General features: G+C 54.6%; 24 protein-coding genes. 8 read left to right on the top strand and 16 right to left on the bottom strand.

The features are described 5' to 3' along the window. Nucleotides 1-206: 206 nt before the first annotated feature. Together ABID47_RS09480 and ABID47_RS09475 are read left to right on the top strand one after the other, a co-directional pair. A complete protein-coding gene (locus ABID47_RS09480) occupies nucleotides 207-788 on the top strand; it encodes a TetR/AcrR family transcriptional regulator (protein ID WP_354496166.1) in 582 nt (193 codons plus the stop codon). Nucleotides 789-823: 35 nt separating this feature from the next. After that, on the top strand, nucleotides 824-1,792 hold the full coding sequence (locus tag ABID47_RS09475; RefSeq protein ID WP_435530617.1) for a glycerophosphodiester phosphodiesterase family protein: 969 nt from the start codon (nucleotides 824-826) through the stop codon (nucleotides 1,790-1,792). Between the two features lie 7 nt (nucleotides 1,793-1,799). Here the strand turns inward: ABID47_RS09475 and ABID47_RS09470 are convergent, their stop codons facing one another. Next, nucleotides 1,800-2,579, bottom strand: a complete 780-nt coding sequence (locus ABID47_RS09470) for a DeoR/GlpR family DNA-binding transcription regulator (protein ID WP_089545869.1) — start codon at nucleotides 2,577-2,579, stop codon at nucleotides 1,800-1,802. A 248-nt stretch (nucleotides 2,580-2,827) separates the two neighbouring features. Between ABID47_RS09470 and ABID47_RS09465 the strand changes: the two genes are divergently transcribed. Both ABID47_RS09465 and ABID47_RS09460 read left to right on the top strand, forming a co-directional pair. Next, nucleotides 2,828-3,790 (top strand): metallophosphoesterase family protein, encoded by a 963-nt coding sequence (locus ABID47_RS09465; RefSeq protein WP_354496161.1) that lies wholly within the window; start codon nucleotides 2,828-2,830, stop codon nucleotides 3,788-3,790. A 22-nt stretch (nucleotides 3,791-3,812) separates the two neighbouring features. Further along, a complete protein-coding gene (locus ABID47_RS09460; RefSeq protein WP_354496159.1) occupies nucleotides 3,813-4,670 on the top strand; it encodes a DMT family transporter in 858 nt (285 codons plus the stop codon). Nucleotides 4,671-4,755: 85 nt separating this feature from the next. Here ABID47_RS09460 and ABID47_RS09455 read toward each other — a convergent pair whose 3' ends face one another. Then, nucleotides 4,756-5,199, bottom strand: coding sequence for a MerR family transcriptional regulator (locus ABID47_RS09455; protein WP_240913246.1), 444 nt, complete (start codon nucleotides 5,197-5,199; stop codon nucleotides 4,756-4,758). A gap of 94 nt (nucleotides 5,200-5,293) precedes the next feature. Here ABID47_RS09455 and ABID47_RS09450 point away from each other — a divergent pair, with 94 nt between their 5' ends. Beyond that, a complete protein-coding gene (locus ABID47_RS09450) occupies nucleotides 5,294-6,154 on the top strand; it encodes an SDR family oxidoreductase (RefSeq protein ID WP_354496157.1) in 861 nt (286 codons plus the stop codon). 157 nt (nucleotides 6,155-6,311) lie between these two features. On the opposite strand, the gene ABID47_RS09445 is transcribed toward ABID47_RS09450, so the two are convergent. Continuing rightward, a complete protein-coding gene (locus ABID47_RS09445; protein ID WP_354496155.1) occupies nucleotides 6,312-7,448 on the bottom strand; it encodes an NADH-dependent flavin oxidoreductase in 1,137 nt (378 codons plus the stop codon). Nucleotides 7,449-7,639: 191 nt separating this feature from the next. On the opposite strand from ABID47_RS09445, the gene ABID47_RS09440 reads away from it, so the two are divergent. Further along, nucleotides 7,640-8,197 carry a MerR family transcriptional regulator gene (locus tag ABID47_RS09440; RefSeq protein ID WP_354496153.1) on the top strand — a complete coding sequence of 186 codons (558 nt, stop codon included), beginning with the start codon at nucleotides 7,640-7,642 and terminating at the stop codon, nucleotides 8,195-8,197. A gap of 136 nt (nucleotides 8,198-8,333) precedes the next feature. Here ABID47_RS09440 and ABID47_RS09435 read toward each other — a convergent pair whose 3' ends face one another. Then, entirely contained in the window at nucleotides 8,334-9,455 is a 1,122-nt protein-coding gene (locus tag ABID47_RS09435) for a Gfo/Idh/MocA family protein (protein WP_354496151.1), read from the bottom strand. Between the two features lie 119 nt (nucleotides 9,456-9,574). Between ABID47_RS09435 and ABID47_RS09430 the strand changes: the two genes are divergently transcribed. Further along, nucleotides 9,575-10,420 carry a LysR family transcriptional regulator gene (locus tag ABID47_RS09430; protein ID WP_354496149.1) on the top strand — a complete coding sequence of 282 codons (846 nt, stop codon included), beginning with the start codon at nucleotides 9,575-9,577 and terminating at the stop codon, nucleotides 10,418-10,420. Nucleotides 10,421-10,559: 139 nt separating this feature from the next. Here the strand turns inward: ABID47_RS09430 and ABID47_RS09425 are convergent, their stop codons facing one another. From ABID47_RS09425 to ABID47_RS09410, 4 genes are all read right to left on the bottom strand, one after another. After that, nucleotides 10,560-11,630, bottom strand: a complete 1,071-nt coding sequence (locus ABID47_RS09425) for a bifunctional 3-deoxy-7-phosphoheptulonate synthase/chorismate mutase (RefSeq protein WP_354496147.1) — start codon at nucleotides 11,628-11,630, stop codon at nucleotides 10,560-10,562. 427 nt (nucleotides 11,631-12,057) lie between these two features. Further along, nucleotides 12,058-12,957 carry an NAD-dependent epimerase/dehydratase family protein gene (locus ABID47_RS09420; RefSeq protein ID WP_354496145.1) on the bottom strand — a complete coding sequence of 300 codons (900 nt, stop codon included), beginning with the start codon at nucleotides 12,955-12,957 and terminating at the stop codon, nucleotides 12,058-12,060. A 222-nt stretch (nucleotides 12,958-13,179) separates the two neighbouring features. Beyond that, nucleotides 13,180-14,049: a LysR family transcriptional regulator gene (locus ABID47_RS09415; protein ID WP_354496143.1), complete on the bottom strand. Its 870-nt coding sequence runs from the start codon at nucleotides 14,047-14,049 to the stop codon at nucleotides 13,180-13,182. A gap of 116 nt (nucleotides 14,050-14,165) precedes the next feature. Further along, on the bottom strand, nucleotides 14,166-15,038 hold the full coding sequence (locus ABID47_RS09410; RefSeq protein ID WP_163878382.1) for a LysR family transcriptional regulator: 873 nt from the start codon (nucleotides 15,036-15,038) through the stop codon (nucleotides 14,166-14,168). Between the two features lie 144 nt (nucleotides 15,039-15,182). Here ABID47_RS09410 and ABID47_RS09405 point away from each other — a divergent pair, with 144 nt between their 5' ends. Further along, on the top strand, nucleotides 15,183-16,100 hold the full coding sequence (locus ABID47_RS09405) for an NADP-dependent oxidoreductase (protein WP_354496141.1): 918 nt from the start codon (nucleotides 15,183-15,185) through the stop codon (nucleotides 16,098-16,100). A gap of 130 nt (nucleotides 16,101-16,230) precedes the next feature. On the opposite strand, the gene ABID47_RS09400 is transcribed toward ABID47_RS09405, so the two are convergent. The 8 genes from ABID47_RS09400 to ABID47_RS09365 form a co-directional block, all read right to left on the bottom strand. Next, complete coding sequence (locus ABID47_RS09400) at nucleotides 16,231-17,436, bottom strand: acyltransferase (protein ID WP_354496139.1); 1,206 nt, start codon at nucleotides 17,434-17,436, stop codon at nucleotides 16,231-16,233. A 269-nt stretch (nucleotides 17,437-17,705) separates the two neighbouring features. Then, nucleotides 17,706-19,196: a sodium:solute symporter family protein gene (locus ABID47_RS09395; RefSeq protein ID WP_354496137.1), complete on the bottom strand. Its 1,491-nt coding sequence runs from the start codon at nucleotides 19,194-19,196 to the stop codon at nucleotides 17,706-17,708. Then, nucleotides 19,196-19,426 carry a DUF3311 domain-containing protein gene (locus ABID47_RS09390; RefSeq protein WP_116232318.1) on the bottom strand — a complete coding sequence of 77 codons (231 nt, stop codon included), beginning with the start codon at nucleotides 19,424-19,426 and terminating at the stop codon, nucleotides 19,196-19,198. The genes ABID47_RS09395 and ABID47_RS09390 overlap by 1 nt, the downstream gene beginning before the upstream one ends. 139 nt (nucleotides 19,427-19,565) lie before the next feature. Next, nucleotides 19,566-20,027: a RidA family protein gene (locus ABID47_RS09385; protein ID WP_076170412.1), complete on the bottom strand. Its 462-nt coding sequence runs from the start codon at nucleotides 20,025-20,027 to the stop codon at nucleotides 19,566-19,568. After that, on the bottom strand, nucleotides 20,027-21,238 hold the full coding sequence (locus ABID47_RS09380) for a M20 family metallopeptidase (protein ID WP_354496135.1): 1,212 nt from the start codon (nucleotides 21,236-21,238) through the stop codon (nucleotides 20,027-20,029). Before ABID47_RS09380 ends, ABID47_RS09385 begins: the two co-directional genes overlap by 1 nt. Before the next feature lie 26 nt (nucleotides 21,239-21,264). Then, nucleotides 21,265-22,356 (bottom strand): alanine racemase, encoded by a 1,092-nt coding sequence (locus tag ABID47_RS09375; protein ID WP_354496133.1) that lies wholly within the window; start codon nucleotides 22,354-22,356, stop codon nucleotides 21,265-21,267. A gap of 355 nt (nucleotides 22,357-22,711) precedes the next feature. Beyond that, nucleotides 22,712-23,380, bottom strand: coding sequence for a helix-turn-helix transcriptional regulator (locus ABID47_RS09370; RefSeq protein ID WP_354496131.1), 669 nt, complete (start codon nucleotides 23,378-23,380; stop codon nucleotides 22,712-22,714). Between the two features lie 268 nt (nucleotides 23,381-23,648). Further along, a complete protein-coding gene (locus tag ABID47_RS09365) occupies nucleotides 23,649-24,122 on the bottom strand; it encodes a YbaK/EbsC family protein (RefSeq protein ID WP_354496129.1) in 474 nt (157 codons plus the stop codon). Nucleotides 24,123-24,126 lie beyond the last annotated feature (4 nt).

Here is a 24,126-nt window from a genome sequence, read left to right as displayed (position 1 = left end):
ATTTGGATTGTTTTTCATGTAAGTAATAAACAGGTTCGGGTGCTTTAAAACTATCAACTGCCTTACAGAAAATCGTTCTTTTTTATTACCATGCGCCAAAAGGGCAGTTTATATGCGCATGGACTTGCGCATAAGCCGGTTTATACCATATAATGACCACAGTCATTTATGACCAAGGTCATTTTTTTAATAATGAGGTGAACGGTTTGCTGAGAGACCAGAAGAAGAAGAGCACCCGGGAAAACATTACCCGCAATGCCATTCAAATGTTTAAGGAAAAGGGCTACGACAACGTCACCGTGGAGGAGATTGCCGCCGCGTGCGGAATCGCGAAAGGAACCTTTTTTAACTATTTCCCCAAAAAAGAGCATGTGCTTCTGTATGTAGCCGATTCGTACGCCGGCCTGATGGACGACATCGTCGCGCGTCATCAGGATGGTCCCTTGAAGCAGCGCGTTTTGCGAATCCTGCGCGACCTGCTGCACATCTATATGCAGCATGAGGAGCTTCTGCGGCTGACCTTGATGGAAACGATCAAAGCTGAAATCGTATCAGGCAGCGAATTAACCAACATTTCGAATTTCAAAAATGCACTGCGCCGGGTGATGTTGGATGCCGGAGAACAAGACCCGCAGCAGCGGCTGACAGACCCCGAGCTAAGCGCAGGAGTGGTGGTCGGGCTGTTCTTCCAAACGCTGATCACGCTGTCCTCCAAGATGAATGAAGACGGGATATACGGGTCGATTGAACGGCAGCTGAATGCCGTGTGGGAGGGAATCGGAAGGTGAAACGGCTGAAGCGGATCGTACGAAGCAAAACCTTTATGATTTTGGCACTATTGCTTGTTTTTATTTATCTGAATAACACCTCCCTGCTGGCCAAGCCCCGGGATGGTTCCCCTTTTCTGCTCGCCCATCGCGGATTGGCCCAAACCTTCACGATGGAGGGAATCACGAACGACACCTGTACCGCGGAACGAATTTATCCCCCCGAGCACCCCTATCTGGAAAATACGCTTCCGTCCATGGAAGCCGCATTTCAGGCCGGTGCCGATATGGTGGAACTCGATATCAAGCTGACAAAAGACGATCAGATCGCCGTGTTCCATGACTGGACACTGGACTGCCGCACCAATGTGAAAGGGATGACGACGGATTACACGATGGCCGAGCTGAAAAAGGTTGATATCGGCTACGGTTATACCGCCGACGGCGGACAAACGTATCCGTTCCGTGGAAAAGGCGTCGGGCTTATGCCTACGCTGGATGAGGTGCTGAAGCAATTTCCGGACCGGTCTTTTCTGATTCATATGAAAAGCAGTGATCCAAAGGAAGGCACCCGGCTGGCGGATGCGATGTCGGCGCTGCCCGAACAGCGGCTGAAGCAGCTCGCCTTCTATGGCGGGGATGAGCCGGTTGCGGCTCTCAAAGCAAAGCTTCCCGAAGCCCGCGTCATGTCCATCGCTACGATGAAGCGCTGCCTGATTCCGTATCTGGCCGCGGGATGGACGGGGTATATGCCTTCAGCCTGCAAGCATACGGAGCTGCATATTCCCGAGAAAATCGCCCCGCTCCTGTGGGGATGGCCAAACCGCTTCCTGAACCGGATGGACAAGGCTGACACGCGGGTCATCGTCGTGGGCGGCGACGGCAGCGATTTCTCATCGGGCTTTGACAGCCCCGAAGACATAAAGCGGCTGCCTGCCCACTACAGCGGCGGTATCTGGACGAACCGCATCGACCGGATCGCCCCTTTATTTAAAGGCAGTTCCGCGGAGGAACCCGCCACTTAGAGTCCTCTTAAAGCCGGGCCTCTCCCGAAATGATTTCAATATCCAGCTGCTTCAGGGCGTCGATCCATTCCCTGGAGCAGCCCGCATCGGTGACGACCATCGAGATCTGCGTAAGCGGCGCGATCTGGGCGAAGGTGGTGACCCCGAACTTGGAATGGTCCGCGACGAGAATAGCCTCTTCCGTTCGCTCGATCATTTTGCGGGACAGCAGCGCTTCTTCCAGATGATAATCGGTGATCCCGTCGGTCAGCGATATGCCCCCTGCGGAAATAAACGCCTTATTCACCTTGAAGCGATCGAGCAGCTCATGACTGATCATCCCCGTAGCCGCCTGATGCTCCGGATTGATTTCGCCCCCAGCAAACACGATTTTCCCCCGGAACCCCTCGAGGGCAAGGTTTAATATCGGCACGGAGTTGGTGATGACCGTGACTTGAGGGCGCTCCATCACATTCCGCATAATTTCCAGTGTCGTTGTGCCATTGTCTAGCAGCACTGTCTCCCCGTCTTCAATCAGGGACGCCGCCAGTTTGCCGATCTCCTGCTTTTCGCTCCGGTGCATCAGGGAACGGTTCGTAAACGTCGGCTCCGTGAAGCCGGAACGGACCCGGACCGCGCCGCCGTAAACTTTCCGAAGCTTGCCTTCCTTCTCCAGGCGGTCGAGGTCCCTGCGGATCGTCTCTGTCGAAACGCCAAACATCTCCGCCAGCACGTGCACGCGGACTTTCCCTTCCATCCCCAATTGGCCGAGAATGGTCTCCCGCCGCTCCTCATAGGTTAAGGACATATCGAAACCCTCCTTTATACCAAAGGCTTAGTATTGGACACATGTGGTTTTCATCGCTTACATGTGTTTTGTTGTTGTTTCTTATAAGTGTAGTTGGCGATCGAGAGGAATGTCAAACTTCGAAAAAATCAATTGACAGCAGCCTTGGCCAGGACTAAAATCAACTAAAACCACATAAACACACACAATACAACATTGATATGTGTGGTTTGTTAAATCAACGTAAAATGACGAGGGGGACACGTGAGATGAGCAAGAGCTTGTCTTTTCGAAAGGACGGCACCTTTACGATTGTACAGTTTACCGATTTGCATTGGATGGACGGCAGACCTGAGGACCAGCGCACACGTGAGATCATGGAACGGGTCATGGATGCAGAGAAACCGGATTTGGTTGTTATCACCGGAGACGTCATTTATACCGGACCCGTGTCCCCGGGAAATAAAGAATGCGAGCATCCCCGGGAAGCCTTCCGGGATGCGGTCGCTGCCATGGAAGAAAGCGGCATCCCGTGGGCGGTCGTCTTCGGCAATCATGATACGGAAAACCGGATCAGCCGGGACGAACTGATGCAGACCGTGCTGGAGCACCGGCACACGGTAACAGAGCCTGGTCCGGCGGACTTGAGCGGGTCGGGCAATTACACGCTGGAGTTGGTTGACGCGGAAGGGCGTCCAGCCGCCAACCTGTATTTCCTCGATTCCGGGGATTATTCGAGCCTCGAGCAGGTTCCCGGGTACAACTGGATCCAGCGGGACCAAATCAACTGGCTCGCCGCCGAATCCGCCAGGCTGAACCCGAGCGGGCAGGCGGAGAAGCTGCCTGCGCTGGCATTCTTCCATATCCCGATTCCCGAATATCAGGAAGTATGGGACACCCAAGTCTGCTATGGACATAAATACGAACGGGTCTGCAGCCCTCCGGTCAACTCCGGACTGTTTGCGGCACTGGTCGAAATGGGCGACGTCATCGGCACGTTCTGCGGACACGATCATATCAACGATTACAGCGGAACGCTGCACGGGATCCGCCTGAGTTACGGGCGGGCCACCGGCTGCAACACATACGGCAAAGAAGGATTTATGCGGGGTGCCCGCGTCATCCGCCTGTCCCTTGGCGAGAAGGACTTCGATACCTGGCTCCGGCTGGAGGACGGGTCCGCCGCTCTGGAACAGCCGATTCATGAACCCGATACCCAAGGAACCAACTAAACAACCAAGGGGCTGACTCATTTTGTTATTACCGATTGTCCTAGTGATTGCATCAGGCATGGCTCATGCCGTATGGAGCATGTTCACCAAGCGAAGCCGCAGCAAAAGCGTCTTTCTGTGGTCTATCATGATGGTCGCGACCATTCTACTGCTGCCGGTGCTGATCACCGAGCTCTGGAAAAATCCGATGAACGCCGCTTCCTACGGCCTGCTGCTGCTGTCGATGCTTCTTCAGGCCGTCTATTCCTGGCTCTTGTCGAAAACCTATGAGCTGGGCGACCTGTCGCAAATCTATCCGATCATGCGGGGCACCAGCACGCTGCTCGTCCCTGTGATCGGCGTCCTATTTCTGAACGAATCGCTGTCCGTCTTCGGCTGGCTCGGCATCCTCTGCATGCTCGGCGGATTCGCCGTGCTGAGCGGCATTGGCTCCAACAGCCGCAGCGGCGGGCAGCAGGCCCAAGGCTTGAAGCCCGTGCTTATGGCTTTGTGCGTCGGGCTGTGTACCACCTGCTACGTTTTCGTCGACAAGCTGAATTTAGAGCATGTCTCTCCGATCGCGCTGCTGGAGGTGACCAACATCGGATTTGTGCTCGGCCTGACCCCGGCCGTGATCGCCTCCGGAAAGATTGTTGAGGAATGGAAGGCCAACAAAACTCCGCTGCTGCTTGGGGCGGTTTTAAACCCGGGCTCCTATCTGCTGTTCCTGTTTGCCATGTCCCAGGCACCGATGGCCCATATCAGCCCGCTGCGTGAAATCGGCACCATCTTCGCCACTTTCCTCGGCGTCCTGCTTCTGAAGGAGCAGCAGGGATTGCGGCGGATGCTGTGCTCCGTCGTTATTTTTGGCGGCATTGTTCTGATCGGCATGCTGGGCTGACTGTATTACTCTGACATGAACTCAGCGTCTCAACAAAATAGCAAGCACCAACATGGTTGCGAATCGGTTGGTTTCCAGATAAACATCAGAAAAGTGCGCCCGGGGCGCGCTTTTTATTTACGGATGAGCCAGTATACCAAGTCCTCTGAATCTCTTGAGCTTTTTGCGGATCGTCCATGAGCAGAGTCTTGTACTCCAGCATCTTGTTAAGGGTGTCCAGCATTTGATCGTATTCTTCCCTCTTGCTTTCGATCTCCTTTTTCTTACCGCGAATCCAATCTATAATCTCTAGATTGGTACTCATATTGGTGTCGCATTCCTGCAAAGCTTCCTTCAGTTCGGCCAGCGAACAGCCGATGGACTGGAACTTCTTGATGAGCCCCAACCGCTCGACAGCCTCTTCAGAATAGTTTCGGTAATTGTTGCTTTCTCTCCGGACATGCCGATCATCCAGCAAGCCTTCCTTTTCATAAAAGCGGATCGTATGGATCGTTAATCCCATCTTGTCCGCCAATTCCTGAATTCTCATCATCATTTCTCCTTTGGACCGCTTGCCCTAGAGTTCGCTTCATAGTTTATGCTTAACACGATCAAACAGTCAACCTATGAAGGAGGATATCATCATGCATGTTTTTGTTACAGGAGCAACAGGGTTTGTCGGTTCTGCGGTCGTCCGGGAACTGATCGGCGCGGGACATACCGTAACGGGTCTTTGTCGTTCTGAGGAGAAAGCTGCAGGATTAAAGGCGGCGGGAGCTGAAGCGCTGTACGGCACGCTGGACGATCTCGATACTCTAAGCAGCGCCGCCGCGGCTGCGGACGGTGTGATTCATCTGGCGTTCAGTTCACCCACCAACGATTTTTCCAACTTTGAAGGTGCGCTGGCTCTGGATTTGCGGGCTGTCCAAGCCATTGGAGCGGCGCTCGAAAGCTCCGGGAAGCCGTTCATTACCACAGGTCACCCTCATGAAAATGGACATACCGTGGACGATGCAGTGCTCGCCATGGCAGAGCGGGGTATTCGGGCATCCATCGTCACGCTTGCACCGACCGTGCACGGCGAAGGAGATAGGGCATTCGTGCCGAAGCTGATCAACATCGCCCGGGAGAAGGGGTTCTCCGCCTACATCGGCGACGGATCGAACCGCTGGCCGGCGGTTCACCGCCTGGATGCGGCGGTTCTGTACCGACTGGCGCTGGAATCCGCCCCGGCGGGTTCACAGTTGCTTGCCGCCGGCGATGTAGGCATTCCGTTCCGCGAGATCGCAGAGGTCATCGGGCGGCAATTGAACGTGCCGACGGTCAGCATTACACCTGAAGAAGCTGCCGCCCATTTCGGCTTTCTTGGCCCCATTGCGGCATTCGACATCGCAGGCGTGTTCAACACTGCGCAGGCGAGTCAAGCAACACGGGAGCTTCTGGACTGGAAACCGGTTCAGCCCGGACTAATCGCCGATCTCGAAAAAGGGCATTATTTTGCATAAAAACAGGAGGGTGTACCCAAAGTTAAGCTTATGAATTGGCTTCTCGGGGTCCCCTATAATGACTTCGACTTCACCGAAATGTTCTGTGGCTGGATGATTAGCGTCATAGCAGAAAAGCGCGCCTTAGGCGCGCTTTTCGCATAACCATAATCCCGTTTTAGCCGGTTACACCCTGGCCTGCGATCGGGAACCATCCTGGCGTATTGACGATTTTGTGCCATAACGGATCGGCAATCCCCAGTTTTTCTTGATCGTTTAATGTGATCTCTGTGCGGATTTCGTTTTCCCTGCCTTGCGTCACCTTTTCAACCCAGTCCGGGTCGATAATCAGCTCACGTCCCAGTGCTATAAGCGGGACTCCCGATTGCAGCGCTCTAAGCGCCTCATCAGGTGTGCGGATCGATCCTACACCGATCACGGGAACTCTTGGCCCGGCGAGCTCATCAATCATCTCCATCCTGGAGCGATTGTCCTCTACTCCACGTCTAGGCTTAGACCAGAAGTCCATTAAAGAAACATGCAAATAGTCCAGGTTTTTATTGGCGAGGGCATCCACCAGTTTTAGTGTATCCGCCATCGTAATGCCAGGCGTCATTTCTTCTTCCGGTGAAAACCGGTATCCTACAAGAAACGGCCGTTTAGCATGTTCAGCCACTACTCTGTTCACTTCATCGACCACAGCAAGCGGAAACGCCATACGCTTGTCTAGATCTCCTCCCCAACGATCATCGCGCCGGTTGGTGTATGGCGAAAAAAATTGTTGGATCAGAAACCGATTTGCCCCGTGAATCTCTACCCCGTCGAAACCCGCCTCGATCGCCCTCCGGGTGCTGGCGCCGAACGCGCGGATGATCTCTAAAATTTCCTGCTCTTCAAGCGCCCGGGGGATCACGCTCTGGCCTTCCTTTGCAATCGCGCTCGCACTTACGATATCACCGTTTGATACCGCCTCCGGTAGAGCTTCGCGTCCTCCATGAAAGATTTGCAAAATGGCTTTGGCCCCGCGTTTCTTCATCGCTGCAGCCAGGCGCTGCAAGCTTGGGATCCGATCGTCATGGTCCGCCGCGATCTCCCCTCCGAATACCTTTCCGCTCGATGTGACGATCGCGCTTCCCGTGACCGCCATTCCAACACCGTTCGAACGGCTTTCATAATACGGGATGACATCATCCGATATCGTACCATCTTGCCGGGAATAAGAAATCGTCATGGGCGCAAGAACGACTCTGTTCTTGACTTCGACGCCATTTTTGAAACGATAAGGCTCCATTATAGGCTGATATTTAGGGTTCATGTGCGTCTCCTCCTTCATATGTCAGGGATATGTCTCCCTGATAGAGCACATTGTAAAAGTTGGAGTCGAATCGAAGTCAAGGCCCCTGATGAAGAGCCGTCGTATGAATAAAAAGTAAGCCGACCCCGTTTGACTTGGAGCCGGCTCTAAGATATATAATGCAGTTAAGTTTCCATTACAGGAGGTGCAGGATGATGACCGAGCAAACGTTCACGATCAAGCAAACCGCGGAGCTGACTGGACTTTCCGAGGACACGATCCGTTATTATGAAAAAATCAAGCTGCTCCCTCCGCCGGACAGAAAGGACAATGGGCATCGCGTCTACCGCCGGAAGGATATCCATACGATCAAATTAATATCCTGCCTGAAAAAAACGGGGATTTCCCTGGAGGCCATGAGGCCTTTCCTGAAGGCATCCGGTAACCCTGATCCCGCCGAATATATTGAGCTGACCCAGACTTTAAAAAACCACCGTGAACAGATCGTCGAGCAAATCTCCTCACTTCAGCAGCTCGTTGATTTCATTGACGTTAGACTGGAAGATGGGTACCCAAGCGGGGAATATTCGGACCAAAACCCGGACGGCGGTTTGGAAGACCGATTACAAGACCGTTTCGAAGCCGGATTAGAAGACAGTTTAGAAGATGACTTAGCAGACCTTAAGCAAATAGAAGCAAAGCCCATTTCCATCGAGGAGATGAACTATTTTCCACAGCTGCGAAAACGGGCAAACCGCCGAATCCGATGAGACAAGCAGCGCTGCTTCATGAAGTCCCACAAACACGATTGGTTCAAAAAAAGGCAGCAGCCCAGGACCTTTTTTCTGTCCTCGCTGCCGCCGTTTTTTCGGTCTCCGTCCTGCCACACCGCCATGCTTGTTCCGATTAGTTTACGCTCAGCCGTTTGCCGGTTAAGGCAGACTGCCGGATCGTTTCCAGCAGCCGGTGCAGGCGGGCAGCTTCGTAAAAATCGGGGGCCTGAAACGTCCCTAGACGAATGTCCTCTGCCATGACCTGATGCGCCTTCATCACGTGATTCACGATGACTGAAGGTTCTTCGGTCTCGTCGTACACCTTTTGAAACGGCTCCTGATCTCCGTAACCCTCGATATGTCCTGACGGGTACAGCGCCTGCTCGACCACCAGTCCACCAAACTGAACATGCCCTTGCGACTGGGGCTGGGAAATGCGGATGACCCCTTTCTCCCCTTGAATATCCAATTCAAATTTGGGATAGGTCCCGCCTTGAATATGGATTGATACCGACGCGCCGTTCTCGAGCGTGCCATGAACCATAATCTGGTCGGCTGTATCTTTGGGTACCGTCTCCCCGGTTCCCAGTACCCTGGCCTCCGAATAATTGCTATGCATGGTTGCGCTGACTTCTTTCAGCTCACCCAACACAAAGCTAAACGCGTCGAGCGAGTGTCCCCCGTTAATCGCCAGCAGGGTTGCTCCATACTTCTCCTGAAGCAGATAAATGTTGTTCCGTTCCGTGTACCCTCCCTTGCCCGGCGTAGACACCGACATGCTGGCGGATAACACCCGGCCGATGTCTCCGCGAGTGATGCGGTTTTTCGCATCCAGCAGCGCAGGCGACTGTCTCGCCTGGAGGCCAACGGCATGATGAATTCCTTGAACGGAAGCCATCTCCGCCAATTCCTCCGCCTCTTCCGGCGTGACGGTAAGGGGCCATTCGCTGTACACATGTTTCCCCGCGGCGATGGCCTCCTTGATCATTTCGTAATGATGGGGAACCTTGACGCTGACGACCACCAAATCCACATTCCCGGACTGCACCAGTTCACGATAGTCGTCGAAAGCCTGGGCGACACCCAGCTTGGCCGCGCTTTCCCGGGCGCTAGCCATATTCGAGGTGGCAATGGCTGTAATTTCATGGCTTGCGCTTCGCGTCAAAGCCGGAATGTGTGTTTTGCTGGCCCACTGATTGTTTAACGACCCTCCAATGATCCCGGTGCGTATTTTTTCAGAACCGCTTGTCTCCATTTCTCTTCTCCTCCTGCCTTTATGATTCTTTACGGTTCCAGTATACTGGGATTAAGACATCATGAATAATGCATGTTATCAATAGAGTCATCATCATTTTTGATACCTGGGAGGTCGACATGGATATCGATAATATGAAAGCCTTTGTCAGCGTTGCCGAGCTTAAAAGCCTGTCGGCCGCTGCCGTCAAGCTGAACCATCTCCAGTCCAACATGACGGCCAAGATCAAAAAAATCGAAGCCCATTACGGACAGCAGCTTTTCATCCGGAGTGCCAAAGGCATGGAGCTGACGTCGGAGGGGCGGAAGCTCTACCGCCAATATAAAAAAATGCTTGTTCTATGGGAAGAAACCGAGCTGGATATGAGCGATAGGGAGATGAAGCTGCGGATCGGCACCATGCAATCCGTCTTTGGCAAAGAGCTCACGGATGCACTGACCCGTTTATATGAAAATCACGCCGATCTGTCAGTCACGCTAAAGACCGGAACGACGCAGTCGATGGAGCACGAATTGCTCCAAGGAAACATCGATTTGGCCTTTACGATCGGCAGAACCGATTCGCCGCAGCTGAGTTACAAAAAACTGGGTACGGAGGAGATGGTGCTCATCGGCAAAAAGTTCGCCGACGGACAAAGCCTGGAATGCGCCCTCCACGGGGAGAACTGGATCATTTTAACCCGAGACTGCTTGTACGCTGCGATTCTGGAGCGGCTTTACGCCGAGCTTGGCCTGGAAAAAGGAGAAAGCACCGAAGTGGGGATTCTGGACACCCTCCTTCAGCTGACCTCTCTTGGAATGGGCATCTCCTTGATTTCCAAAAACATCGTGATGCAGCACGGATTTTCGGCGTTTGCCCAGCTGCCCGAGCCGTTCCGCTATGTGGACAAATATTTGGTGACCCGAGCGGGATATGAGATGTCCCCGTTGGAAAAAAGCTTTGTGGAAACGAGCCATTTTTTATAAAGAAATGCCTATCGTTCTAAACTCATCGCAGACAGACTGCAATATCTAAAAAACCGGATCCCCTCTCATGCAGCTCTAGAGGAGACCCGGCTTTTATTGTGCCTTGCTAACGTCATTTATTCAGGCAAAGTTCCGGTGCTTACAGCAGTCCCGAACCTTTAACCTGGTTGTAGAATTCCTGGAACTGCGGAATGTTGAACTGCTGGGCTGCGTCGGACAACGCCGTAGCCGGATCCGGATGCACCTCGACCATCACGCCGTCGGCGCCGGCGGCCAGAGCCGCTTTGGCACAAGGAGCCATGATGTCTTTGCGGCCGGTGGAATGGGTCACGTCGACCAGTACCGGCAAATGCGTTTCCTGCTTCAGAATCGGTACGGCCGAGATGTCGAGCGTGTTGCGCGTCGCTTTTTCGTACGTGCGGATGCCCCGCTCAATCAGTATGATCTGCGTGTTGCCCCGGGATAAAATGTACTCGGCCGCGTGTACGAATTCGTCGATGGTCGCTGCCAGCCCGCGCTTGAGCAGTATCGGCGTCCGGACGTCGCCAGCCGCCTTCAGCAGCTCGAAGTTCTGCATGTTTCTCGCCCCGATCTGGATGACGTCGATGTAATCGCACGCCAGCTCGATATGAGCCGGATCCACGATTTCGCTGATCGTCTTCAGCCCGAATTCGCTCGCCACTTCCTTCAGAATTTTCAGGCCTTCGATGCCAAGCCCCTGGAAATCATAAGGCGAGGTTCTCGGCTTGAAGGCGCCGCCGCGCATCACCGTGATGCCCGCTTCCTTCAAAGCGGCCGCCACGGTGCGGACCTGCTCATAGCTCTCAACCGAGCATGGTCCTGCGATCATGACCGGCTTGCCGCCGCCGATCGTCACATCGCCCAGCTGAATGACGGTATCCTCCGCCTTTTTCTTGCGGCTGACGAGCAGATGCTTCTTATGATCGACCTGCTGCAGTGTCAGCGTCGCTTGAAAAATTTGCTTGAACAGATGCCGAACCGTCTCATGGTCGAACGGTCCTTCGTTGCTGGCCACGAGCTTCTCGAGCATTTCCTTTTCACGGACCGGATCAAACTTCGGCACACCCTGTTTTTCCTTCTCTACACCAAGCTCCTGTGCGATCCGTGCCCGTTCGGACAGCAGCGACAGCAGCTGAAGATTCACCTCATCCAATTGATTGCGCAGTTCTTCCAAGCGCCCTTGACTCATCTCTCATCTCTCCTCACCTAGTGTTAAAAAAAATAAAAATCAAACAAAAAAGACCCCTGTCCGCCAAGGGACGAGGAGTCGTGGTACCACCCTTATTAGACATGCACACGTGTAGGCTGCACATCTCACTTGAACCTTTTAACGCAAGGGAAACGGGTATTCCTACGTCCTGCATTCCTCATGCAGGGAATCAAAATACCGGCTCAGGAATGAACTTCGGCGGGCAGTGTCCCTCGGATGCTTCCAGTCTATCGGCATACCGTCCCTGGCAGGAGCTTTCTCCGCTTACTCTTTCCTTCACAGCTTGTGACCTATGAATTAGCTCGAACTAAAATTTAAAAGCATTGTATTACAATCGGTGGAAGGGATGCAAGATCACAAGGTAACGCGTTAATGAGGTGAAATATTAAAAAATCAACGCCTTTCCTCATTTCAAATGATGCCGAATCCAGCTGAGAAGTCCCTCTTCCTTGGGCTGCCAGCCTAACAAATTCCGGGCATGAACCGAACGCACCCGGCTGTTGGAGGCAATAGCGAACCGCGCCCAGTCTCCCAGCTCCGCTATCGCCTCTTCTGCCGGCCAGCTGATTGTTTTGCCGCGGAAACCTAAAGCGTCACTCACCGCCCGGGCAATATCCCCGTAGGATTCCTCCCCGTCTGAAGCGTAGAAATAGGAGGCCGACGGAGCCTTTTCCAGTGCAAGCACATAGAGCTGCGCCAAATCTCTGATATGCACATTAGACCAACGGTTCACACCCTTGCCGACATGTACGCCCGCTCCCCATTCCCGGGATTTGCGGATGATTTGCGGCAGCTGATCACTTTCGACCGGGAGCCCAAGCGCATCTCCATAGATCATGGACGGGACGATAACAATGCTTCTTACATCTTCATCTACGCCGGCCCGGCGAACCCGCTTGTTAATGTTCACACGGTCGGCCCGGATGTCCATCGGGACAAAGGGCGTTTCCTCATCGTAAATATGGCTGCTGAGATGATCTCCTCTGGCGTCGTCTCCCACCACGCTGGAACCGGAGGTGTGAATGAACGCCTTGCCGGTGCCACGCAAAGACGCGATCAAAGTTTCAACCGCAAAATGATGGTCCGAGTCGGCCGTATGCACGACCGCATCGCTAGCTTGGGCATAGTCTGTCAGCAGCTGTGCGTCGTCCAGCGTGCCCAGCACCGGTTCAATACCGAGCTGCCGGAGTGGCTCCATCTTGTCCGGATTTCGGACCAAACCGTAGACGGTATGCCCTTGATCTACAAACGTCTTGCTTACGGATCCGCCTATATAACCAGATGCTCCTGTGATAAAAATCTTCATCAACTCTCCCCCATCTCTCTGGATTCCTTTTGCGTACCAGATCCTGCGAACGGGCTGAACCCGGGCACGATCACAGTCCTAAATCCCCGTGCTATACGGCTGGTCAAGGATTGTTTATTCCATTGTAAACACGGACTTATCCAGAAAACAAATTATGAATTATCTAATACATCATAAATTTATTTATCAATAGAAGAGGGAACATCCACTTGAAAGCGGCGCTCAAACAACCCCTTGCAGAAGGGACAACGTTTCCTGAATGTGAGGCACATGTTTATGCTTTAGCTGGTAAGCCAAGAAAATATCGTTGCTTACTTTTAATTCTTCCCACAGTATTCGATAGCCCGGTGATTCAGGCTCATGCGTTAGCATATACGTGGGCACCACGCTGATTCCTGCCCCACTCGCGACCGCGCTCAGAATCATATGCAGATTGGGGATGACATGAATGGGTCGGATCAGCGGGCGTTTATGAAAATGCTCCCGCCAGATCCGGCGGATGATCGGCAACTCCAGGCCGTAACTGAGCCAGGGCTGCGCGGAAAGCCACCGTTCGGCTTCTTCCGGATTCCGCACTTCCGGAACGTCCAAGGCCGCTGGCGCAACGATGACAAATTCCTCGACCATGGATTTCGTAAATCCAATGCCTGGAATCGGGTATTTTTTTGGCGTGATGACAATATCCAGCTGTTCATCCTTCAATTGGTCCAACAGGACATCGGCTGTCCCGAAACGGGTTACCGTACAGGTAGGGAACTCTCGAAGTGCGGGAAGTATCTTTTCTTTAAAAAATTCATGGGCTGTCCCGATCTTCGTCACCGCCATCGAAGGCAAAGATGCCGATTTAAAATCATGCGTTGTCGATTCCAGCGATTCGATCAAGGGAGCAACCCGGGAATACAACTCTTTCCCCCGCTCCGTCGGCAAGATTTTTCTGGACGTTCGAATAAACAATGCTTCGCCCACTTCCGCCTCCAGCGCGGCCAGATGCTGGCTCATCGCCGGCTGTGTCATGATGCGGCTCTTGGCGGCTTCCGACAGCGAAAGATGCTTATAAATCGCACAGAAGCTGCGGTACCATTCAAAATCCACCAAATCCACAAGCCTCCTTTTGCTCCTTATTATTTGATTTCCGTCCGGCAAAGATTGCAGACATCTCCTGCTTGCTGGCAAGTACAGCGGCTGTAATTACTTTTCCTAGGCCACGCCTACTCCGCAAAATATGCGGCCACGTGGTCCCTAAATTCGCATGCGGCGGCCGACAAATAACGCTGCTCGCTCCATACGAGGTAATATTGGCGCCGGCACGCTTGATCGGACACGGGCACTAGAGTGACACCGGGTATTTCTTTATCTCCTTTTTTGCAGCCGGACAGCGCCACCCCGACGCCCGCGCGTACGAGGCTTAGGATCGCCGGCGGTTCATCGACCCGGCAAATGTAGCGGGGAGCCGCTCCGGCCTGCTCAAAGAAGCCGTCATTGATTTGCTGGAAAACAAAGTCCTCCCGGTATCCGATAAAGGGCTCCGCCGCCGCTTCTTTCAAAGTAACCTGACGGCGGCCGGCAAGCGGATGCGCCGAAGGCACGGCCAAGTACAATTCCTCGCTCAGCACCGCCTTATAGGCATATCCCGCTTGGTCCAGCGGCAGCGGCGTAAAGCCGAGATCGGCCTCACCCGAGGTAAGAAATTCGCTCATCTGCTCAATGGGAGCCTGGGAAATTTGAAAGTTCACTTCCGGATGAGCCGATATAAATTCGGTGATCGGCCCCGTCATCCGCTCCAGCGTCGCCGTGACCAGACGGATGCTCCCGCGCTCCAGCCCGGCAAGATCCGCCACCTCCCGCTTTCCTTCCTCCAGCAGGCGGAGCGCTTCCTCAGCTTTTGTCAGAAACGCCTTCCCATAGGAATTCAGTCGAATTCTACCCGCTTGCCTGTCAAACAGCGGAACACCGATATCCTCCTCCAGCCGGGAAATCGTCTTGCTGAGCGCAGGCTGGGCGATCCTAAGCTCCTGCGACGCTTTTGTCATATGCTCCAGCCTGGCCACCGTCCTGAAATATTGAAGCTGCAGCAGCTCCATAGCTCTCCCTCCGTTTTCTATATACTTGAATATATAGAATCATAATTAAATATATATTTCCGTTTATCGCAGCCTGATTATAAAATAACCTGAAAAGGAAATCAATGGGATCTACAATTCAGGATAAGTCAAGGAGTGATTTCAATGAAAGCCATAACGTTTAACCGCCTGGGGCCGCCCGATGTGCTCCAGCTGACCGAGCTGCCCGTCCCGTCCGCCGGACCGGGAACCGTCCGGGTACGCGTCCAAACGGCAGGCGTCATGCCAATCGACGCCAAGGTCCGCAGCGGAAGCGTTCCGTACGCGCAGTCCCACCCTTTTCCGATCATCCCCGGCAATGAATTTGCCGGGATCATCGACGAGGTGGGGGACGGCGTCAGCGAATTCGTCCGCGGGGACGAAGTGATCGGCTTTACGATGTTTGGCGGATATGCCGAATATGTCGTCGTCAGCAGCGACCAGTTGGTCCGCAAACCGGCGGCCATGCCTTGGGAGACCGCCGGAGGTTTTACCGGCAACGGACAGGGCGCCCATATGGCGCTGGAAGAGATCCGGATTCAGCCCGGGGATACCGTGCTGATCCACGGGGCGGCCGGCGGGCTGGGCACCTTTGCCGTGCAGCTCGCGCTGGCCTGGGGCGCCGGCAGGGTGATCGGCACGGCCAGCGAGGCCAATCACGATCATCTCCGGCGTTTGGGCGCCATTCCGCTCGGCTACGGGGTTGGGCTTGCCGCCCGCGTACGCGCCATCGCTCCCGCGGGAGTGGACGCCGCCTTGCATGCCGGCGGCGCGGATGACCTCGCCCTGCAGGCATCCGTGGACCTGGTCCAGGACCTCAGCCGAATTGTAGCGATGGTCCCCAGTGTTCAGGCCCAAACGCTCGGCATCCGGCAGCTGATCGGCACGCGAAGCAAAGAACGCCTTGCCGAGCTTGTCCGTATCTATAACGAAGGAAAGGTCGACATCCATATCCGCAAAGTGCTGCCGCTGGATCAGGCCCGGGAAGCCCACCGGGAGATCGAATCCGGCCATGGCCGCGGAAAGATCGTCCTCTCGGTCTAATTTACCTTCGAAATCAAAAAGGGTGCCATCAATCATTGGATTGATGGCACCCTTTTTCGATGCGGGATGATTGGAATCATTATTGGTTTGTTCTAATGGACTTTCATCAAGGCATCAGGGCATCAGGGCATCAAGACACCGTCGGCGATTCCTTGCGGAAGCCGGTCTCGTCCGGCTTGCCCTGCTTCACGTCACGGCGCTTTGCACCAATAATCCAGCGCGAGCCCGGCAGATGCGACAGCGTGTAGCTGATGCCGAGCGAAGCGAGCACGGTCAGGCCGAAGGTCAGGAGCGTAAAAGACACGTGGCTGCCGGCCAGATCCATCGGCCGCGTAAAAAAGGCGATCACGTAAATGATCAGCGCGTGCACAAGATACCCGCCGAACGAATACCGGCCGATCCAGGTCAGCAGCCGCAGGAAAGCCTGGCTCCGCCCCTGCAGCATGATGAGCAGCCCGTACAGCAGGAGCATCTGCGCGACGATGATGACAAAGGTCGATGGCCGCAGGTAAGTGGATATATTTAAATTCACGACCTCGCCCGACCCCTGCAGCACGTCATAGCCCAGCTTGATGTACATCGCCAGGAACAGGAGTCCGGTCCAAGGCAGCAGCCGGGTGCACCACTTCCGCCAGTTGGAGACGGATGCCGCGCATACCGCGCCGGCCACAAAATAAAAACCGTACATCACAAACGAATAGCTGCGGTACTGCAGCAAAACGGACCAGGGTCCGCCAAGCCCCTCGGCCCAGCTCCCCATCCGGTAATAGGAGAGATACAGCAGAGCAGCGTAGATCATAAAAGAACCACCCAGGATCGCGGACAGCACCCCTGCCCGCTTCTTCGCCTCCATAGAACCGATCACGCGCCGCGCCGCCCGGAACGCCCAGGCAAACAGCGGAAACAGCAGGTAGAACTGAAAGATCATCAGGATAAACCACAGCTGGTATCCCGTCTGAGGAACGAACATCTCTTTCAGCAGCGCTCCCCAGTCCTGTCCTCCTTTTTGCCAGAAGGATGGGGTAAATACGTGGACATACAGCCAATAAATCACCGTCCAGCACAGGAAAGGGACATACACATCCCCGAACCGTTTGCGGATAAACGGACCGTACCGAAACCGTTCACCATAGTTGTAGAACAGCAGCACGGCGGACAGAAATACAAAGGTCGGCGTTCCGAAACGGGTCAGGTGGTAGATCATCGTCAGCATGGTGGAATCCGCGGCCACAATGTCGGGCCTGTAGATGTACTCGGCAATGGAATGCTGCATCACGATCGCCAGAAAGGCGAGGCCACGCAGCTGCGTCCATTCTTCGATTCGCGGTTTGCCCATGAGCATGAGGTCCTCCTTCTTCTTGGTCAGGGCCAGTATATCCGGTCAATATTAAATGAACCTTAAAGCAGGCGGAATTAACAGATTTTATCTCATCCAAAAGGTCATTCTTTTTGCCCCGTGCAGGTTCATGATTTTCCAGGTTCTAACAACCTCCCAATACATATAAAAAAAACCGGGAAGTCCATCTTCTGGACGTCCCGGCACGAAGCGCCGTGTATCACGTAAAATGCCTATCAAATGGCAATCCATCCGATTAAGGGGCCCCTTCATGCACCTTTGACGGCCGCACGCTCGGCAGCGGCACTGGGGCGGCTGGCGGATAATGACCGGGTCGCTGCGCTGACGATCAGGGAAACCACGATGTTGGCGAGCAGCGCCACGATCCCCACGTTCAAATCCTGGAACCAGCTCGGGGCCGCAGGGAAAAAGGTGCCCATGGTGGCGCCGATCAGGTTGATATAAGCGACGATCAGCACGCCGACCGTCACTCCGGCAAACACGCCGTACTTGTTCAACGGATTCCGTTTCATAAAGCTTGTGACCACCGCCGGCGTCAGCTGCGACACAAAACCGTACCCGCTCAGCATCAGCAGCAAGATCGCCGAGCCGCTGTTGAACGTGAAGATGAGCGCGACCGCGGCCACCACCGGCACCAGCCAGCGCGCCAAATTCATGACCGTGCGGTCGTCCGTCCGCGGACGGAGCGCTTTGACGACGTTGTTGGCGATCAGCGATGCCGTCGTCATCAGCAGCATCGATCCCGGGACGATCGCCGTCAGCAGCCCGGCAGCGCCAAGGAGACCGACGACCCAGGGGCTGAACGTCTGCTTCACGATGGCAAAAATGGCGATGTCGTTGTTGCTGACGCCATCCACCTGCAGTACCGCCGACGTCCCGATAAACAGGACGAACAGCGTAAACAGCATGTACAGCGGGAGCATGAGCGTATTTTTACGGATGGAGCGCGCATTTTTGCCGGAATAGGTGGCGATGAAGCCGTGCGGCCACATGTAATATCCGAAGGACAGCAGAATCAGGCTGGATACGTACCAGGACGTGCTGTACCCCTTGTCCTCCAGACCGAGGAAACCGGGCTTGGCGTTCTCCACCGCCCGGAACATATCCCCAATGCCGCCATAATAGTGAATCGGCAGGTACAAACCGAGAAACACGACGACCACCACGATGAGGATATCCTTGATGACGGCGGTCCACGCCGAGCCGTGAATGCCCGAAATCATCACATAGACCGTGACGGCGATCACGCCGATCCAGATGGCGGCGGTCGGGGAGATGGCGCCGTACGACGCCTCGGAAATGATCAGCCCCAGCCCCTTCAGCTGGATGATCAGATAAGGAATCATCGAAATGAAGCCGACGACCGCCACGAAAATGCCCAGAGCCGGACTGTTGTATTTTTTGATAAAGAAGTCGGATTGGGAGATCAGATTATGCTCCTTCCCATACTTCCAAATCTTCGGCAGCAGCCAGTATCCGATGATGAAATTGAGCATCGTGATGTTATAGAACGCAGCCCCGCCGCGCCCGAAAGCCCAGCCGCTGATGCCCATCAGGGCGTTGACCGTATACAGCTCGCCCGCCATCAGAAGAAAAATAAACACCGTCCCGAATCCGCGTCCACCAACGGACCATTCTTCAAGACTCATTTTTTTACCTTTCGACGCCCGGATGCCGAGATACAGCGCCAGAACTAGAAAAATGCCGATAATCGAGATGGAAATAGCCTGATGTGACATTACTCCGTCGCCTCCTTCTCTTCTTCCAGGTTGTCCGGATTGAGCCTATGAACCAACAGCATGATGCCAACCCCAAGGAGGATCCACAGCACCATCCAGAACAGCAATAAAGGCATGCCGAGCACGAACACATGGCGTTCCTCGTAAATCCGATTCATCCAGATGACGCCGAGCGGCATCCCCAGGTATGCAATAAGAGACAGCAGATATAATGGAACCTTGCTCTTCATCGTTCGATCCTCCGGTTCGTTGATTTTCAAGCTTCGGTCTGTTACATTAATAATCTGATCATTTTCCGGAGTGGTGGTTCATTGGGTTGAACCCCCTCCTTTTTTTGTATGAAAAATAGCTCTCCCGGTTCTACCGCCGTTATTCGATCTCGACGATGATCTCCACCTCGACCGGCGTATCAAACGGCAGCTCGTTTGTCCCGATCGCGGAGCGCGCATGTTTACCCTTCTCCCCGAACACTTCGATCAGCAGATCCGACGCCCCGTTCAGCACGTAAGGCTGATCTTTAAATCCCGGAGCGCTTTGGATGAAGCCGAGCATCTTCACTACTTTCTTCACCCGGTCCAAGCTGCCCAGATGGGCCTGCAGCGACGATAAAATGTTCACGATGCACCGGCGCGCCGCCTCTTGCCCCTGTTCGATCGTCAGCTCTTCTCCAAGCTTGCCTTTTAGAATCAGCTCCCCGTTCTTGCGGCAATCATGACCCGAAGTGTACAGCAGATTTCCTACCTGGTTTACGGGAACGTACGAGAACTTCGGCTCGCCAACCGGCTCCAGCTCGATGTTCAGTTCTTTCAATCTCTCTTGAATACTCATCATCATTCCTCCTGTAATGGTTGTTGTTGAAGCAGCCGCATGGCGAGCTGCATGTATACCTTGGCTGCGTCCGTGATCTGACGGACAGGAACCCGCTCATCCTTCACATGGGCTTGGTCCAGCGATCCTGGTCCGAATATAACCGTCGGTATGCCCAAGTCAACGGACAGAAACGGCGCCTCGCAGGTCGCTTCGAAAATGCCGATGGCGGACGGGTTCCCGAGAACATCGCCGGTGACTTCCACCAGTGCCTGCACAAGCTCATGGTCCTGCGGAATGGTCGACGCCGGTATAAACAAGTAGTCGTCCACTTCGTAGGTGACTTCACCAGTTCCGGCACTTAAGCCTTCGCCTGAGCTTGTGCCTGCAGCTGCATTTAGCGCCTCTTTCAGCTGCTCCAGCACCTGCGCCGCCGTCTCGCCGGGGATAACCCGGCGGTCGACCTCGATCTCGCAGTGCTGCGGCACGATGTTCGGCGCCGTCCCGCCCTTGATCTGCGTGACGTTCAGCGTCGCGTATCCGAGGAGCGGATCGGCGCTCTCTTTGAGGCGGCTTCGAAGCGGCTCCAGCGCCGAGATGAGCGCCGCCATCTTCGGAATGGCGTTGTCGGGCTCCAGCACCTTCGCCGCATGGCCGGCGACGCCCGCCGTGCGGATCCGGTAGCGGCCGACGCCTTTATGGGCGGTGCAGATGCCGAGATCGGTCGGTTCGCCGATAACGGCGAAATCGGCGTGTATGCCGCTGCGCATAAAGTGGCGCATGCCGACATTCTCCCGCTCTTCGTCCACGTTGAAGAGCAGGATCAGCTCCCCGGCGAACGGGCAGCCGCGCCGGTGCAGCAGGATGGCCGCGTACAGCATGGCCGCGACGCCCGACTTCATATCGGCCGCACCCCGGCCGATCAACTCGCCGCCCCGGACGACGGCGGCAAACGGGTCCTCGCTCCAGCCTTCCCCGGCCGGGACAACGTCGAGATGGCCGTTGTACAGGAGCGCCGGCCCTTCCGCCGTGCCCTTCAACCGGGCGACCACATTCGGCCGGTGCGGCGCGGCCCACTGCAGCTCGGCTTCGATCCCCTCGTCCCGGAGGAGCTGCAAGACGTACCGGGCGGCCGACTCTTCACGCCCCGGTGGATTTTCGCTCGGGATGCGGATCAATCCACAGACGATATCCAGCAGCTCCTGCTCGTGAAATGAACCAAGATCCTTCCCCATGAATCCCAGCCTCCTCTCTGTATCGCTTAGCTGTTCTTGCCCCTTGCGTCGATCCGGATCTTCTCGACCGGCACTCCTCCGCGGAAGCCGACGATTTCATCGCACAGATTCGGAAGGACGCAGGCATGGTTCGGGATAATCGTCAGGTGCTGGCCGATGTGAAGCGATACGGAAGCCGGATCATAGCTGAGGAACCCGTGCTCTTCATTCAGCTTGAAAATTTCGATGTCGGGATGCTCCACGATGTAGCCGAAACCTTTAGAGAACGGCATCGTGTCCGTGGTGAGCGTTTTGGATCCCGCATCGATGATCGCCCGGCCCGGAGCCGGAACGCTGACGACTGTCGTGATCACCCGCAGCGCGCAATCGTCCACCGTGATCATGCCCATCGACAATTGGCCCACGTCGTGGAATATGTAATTTCCGGCGCGGATCTCGGTTACACCCTCCAGCTCCCCTGCGAACTTGGACGACAGCGACGAACCGCCGCTGACGACCGGAACGTCGATCCCCGCTTCCCTCAGCAGATCGGCGGTATTCTTCAAGGTAGCCGCCTCCTGGCGTGCCGTGCTGCGGATCTCTTCCCGGCTCTCTTCGCCGTAAATCTGCCCCGCGTAGGACAACAGTCCGGTGATTTCGATCCCCGGCAGGCTTTGGATGCGCCGCGCAAATTGCAGCGTGTCCTCCCCCGGCTGGCGCCCGCAGCGCCCGATGCCTCCGTCAACCTCGATGTAGAGCGGTATGCGGCGGCCGAGACGCTCGCCCACCTCCGACACCGCCGTGGCGCCTTCCACGCTGTCGGCGACCGTCGTTACTTTCACCTTTTGCGCCAGCTGATACAGTCGCTCTTGCTTGTCTTCGCCAATGATGGGAAAAGCGATCAAAATATCGTCGATCCCCGCTTCAGCCATCACTTCCGCTTCCCCCAGCTTGGCGCAAGTGATGCCGGTGCTTCCGGCCTCCAGCTGCTTGCGGGCAAAATAAACCGACTTGTGGGATTTGATGTGGGGACGGTGCCGGATACCGGCCTTTCTCGCTTCCTCCGCCATGCTACGGATGTTGCGTTCGGCAATGTCCAAATCGACGATGACGGCAGGCGTTGATACGGTTTGAACCATCTTGCTCCCTCCTTGAATGACACAGATCTGGGTCATGGGTATGCCCTTGTGATAGGCTCGCTGAGACAATCAAACTCCATAACTACAAAAAAATAATTAGATCAAAAAAATATTTTTTTGATTGTTCACATTATGAATCCCCTCGTCGCGCATTGTCAATATCATTTCTATGATTCATCACAAATCTGAATGCGCTTTCAATTCATGACAAAGTATAGCCCGACATACAGGCCTACTCTTATGCAGCATCCGTTTCTACTCATATTCATGCGATTTGCGCGGACTCCTTCTGCCTTTGTCTGTCACTTTGCTATTCGAAAATCCATCAGGCCCTGGCCCGAGCAGCCTCTCCTTGCTATACCCTGTTTTTCGGCATGCCTTTGTCCTGGCTTGCCCGAATTTCGTCGAGATAGTTATACAGCGTAAACTTGGAAATATCGAGGAACTGACATACTTTATCTCCTGCTTTTTTCACGAGAAAAGCGCCGCGCATATCCAGAAACTGCACCGCCTTCACCTTGTCTTCCTTGCTCATATGCGAGACCGGCTTGCCGATTTCCTTCTGGCATTCCTGCAGCAGGTAATCAAGCAGATCGTTCACGTCGTTGACGAATACCTCTTTCACTTCCTGATCGAGGCTGTGCATCGTCAGTGAGCGGATCGTATTCTCCGCCACGAGCAGATCGGAAATATCTAGGTTCATGCAGAGCGCTCCGATCGTCTCCCCCTTGCTGTTCTTAAAGTAGGTTGAAGAGGAACGCAATATTTTGCCGTCCTTCGTCTGGGTAATGTAGTTGTAGCGGTCTCCCTCCGTCACGGTTCCGCGCAGCACCTCCAGCCCGAGATTGCTGCCGCAGTCCCCGACCTTCCGCCCGGTAATGTGGCCGTTCTCGATCGCCACGATGGTGCTTTCGTACCCTTGCGTCAAATCGTGAAGCACCACTTCGCATTTCTCCCCAAACTGGGCGGCGATGGCCCGGATAACAGGCAGCAGCACATTCAGCTCTTCCTTGATATGTTCCATAGATCCCACTCTCTTTAATCTGTCATCTAAAAATATTTTTGAACATCAAAAAAACTTTTATGTATCACTAGTTTCTTCAAAATCGTTCCTTTTGTCAAGGCATGACGGCAGATCCGCGGCAGGACTATACGAAAAATGATAAGAACAGAAGAAGCAGCGCATCCTGCTGCTTCTTCTGGGTTCGGACCTTAAATGCGGAGCCCGAACTGATTCCCAACCGCATAAATATGTTCGTCTCCGGCTGTACCCACAACCTCGGCCCCATACCTTATTGAATGGTCATTACCTGTCCGGCTGTCATTGCAACTAGCTCCTCCGGGGTGCAAGAAAATACCGCCTTCGGATGACCGGCTGCCGCCCAAATGGTACCGAATTTCAACAAGTCTTCATCAATGATCGTCGTGATTCTCTCCAGGTGACCAATCGGCGCTACACCTCCGATGACAAAGCCGGTGTGTTCCCGCACGAAATCTGCGTCCGCCTTCTTCAGCTTGACGTTAAGCGAGGAGGAAACAAGCTTTTCATTGACGCGGTTTACGCCGCTTGCTACAACAAGTACAGGTTCATTGGAACCGCTCAGACGGAAAATAATGGACTTCGCAATTTGTGCCACTTCGCAGCCAATCGCCGCCGCGGCTTCTTCCGCCGTGCGAGTGCTGTCCGGCAGTTCCACCACCCGATGGTCGTAGCCCATGTCACGGAGACGGCTCTGCACCCGCTCGGCACTCTCTTTTAATGCCATGATT

The organism is Paenibacillus favisporus (genome assembly GCF_040545415.1).
Classification (GTDB): Bacteria; Bacillota; Bacilli; order Paenibacillales; family Paenibacillaceae; genus Paenibacillus_AQ; species Paenibacillus_AQ favisporus.
Note: the sequence above shows the minus strand (reverse complement) of the source record. Positions and strands in the feature narration are given on the sequence as shown.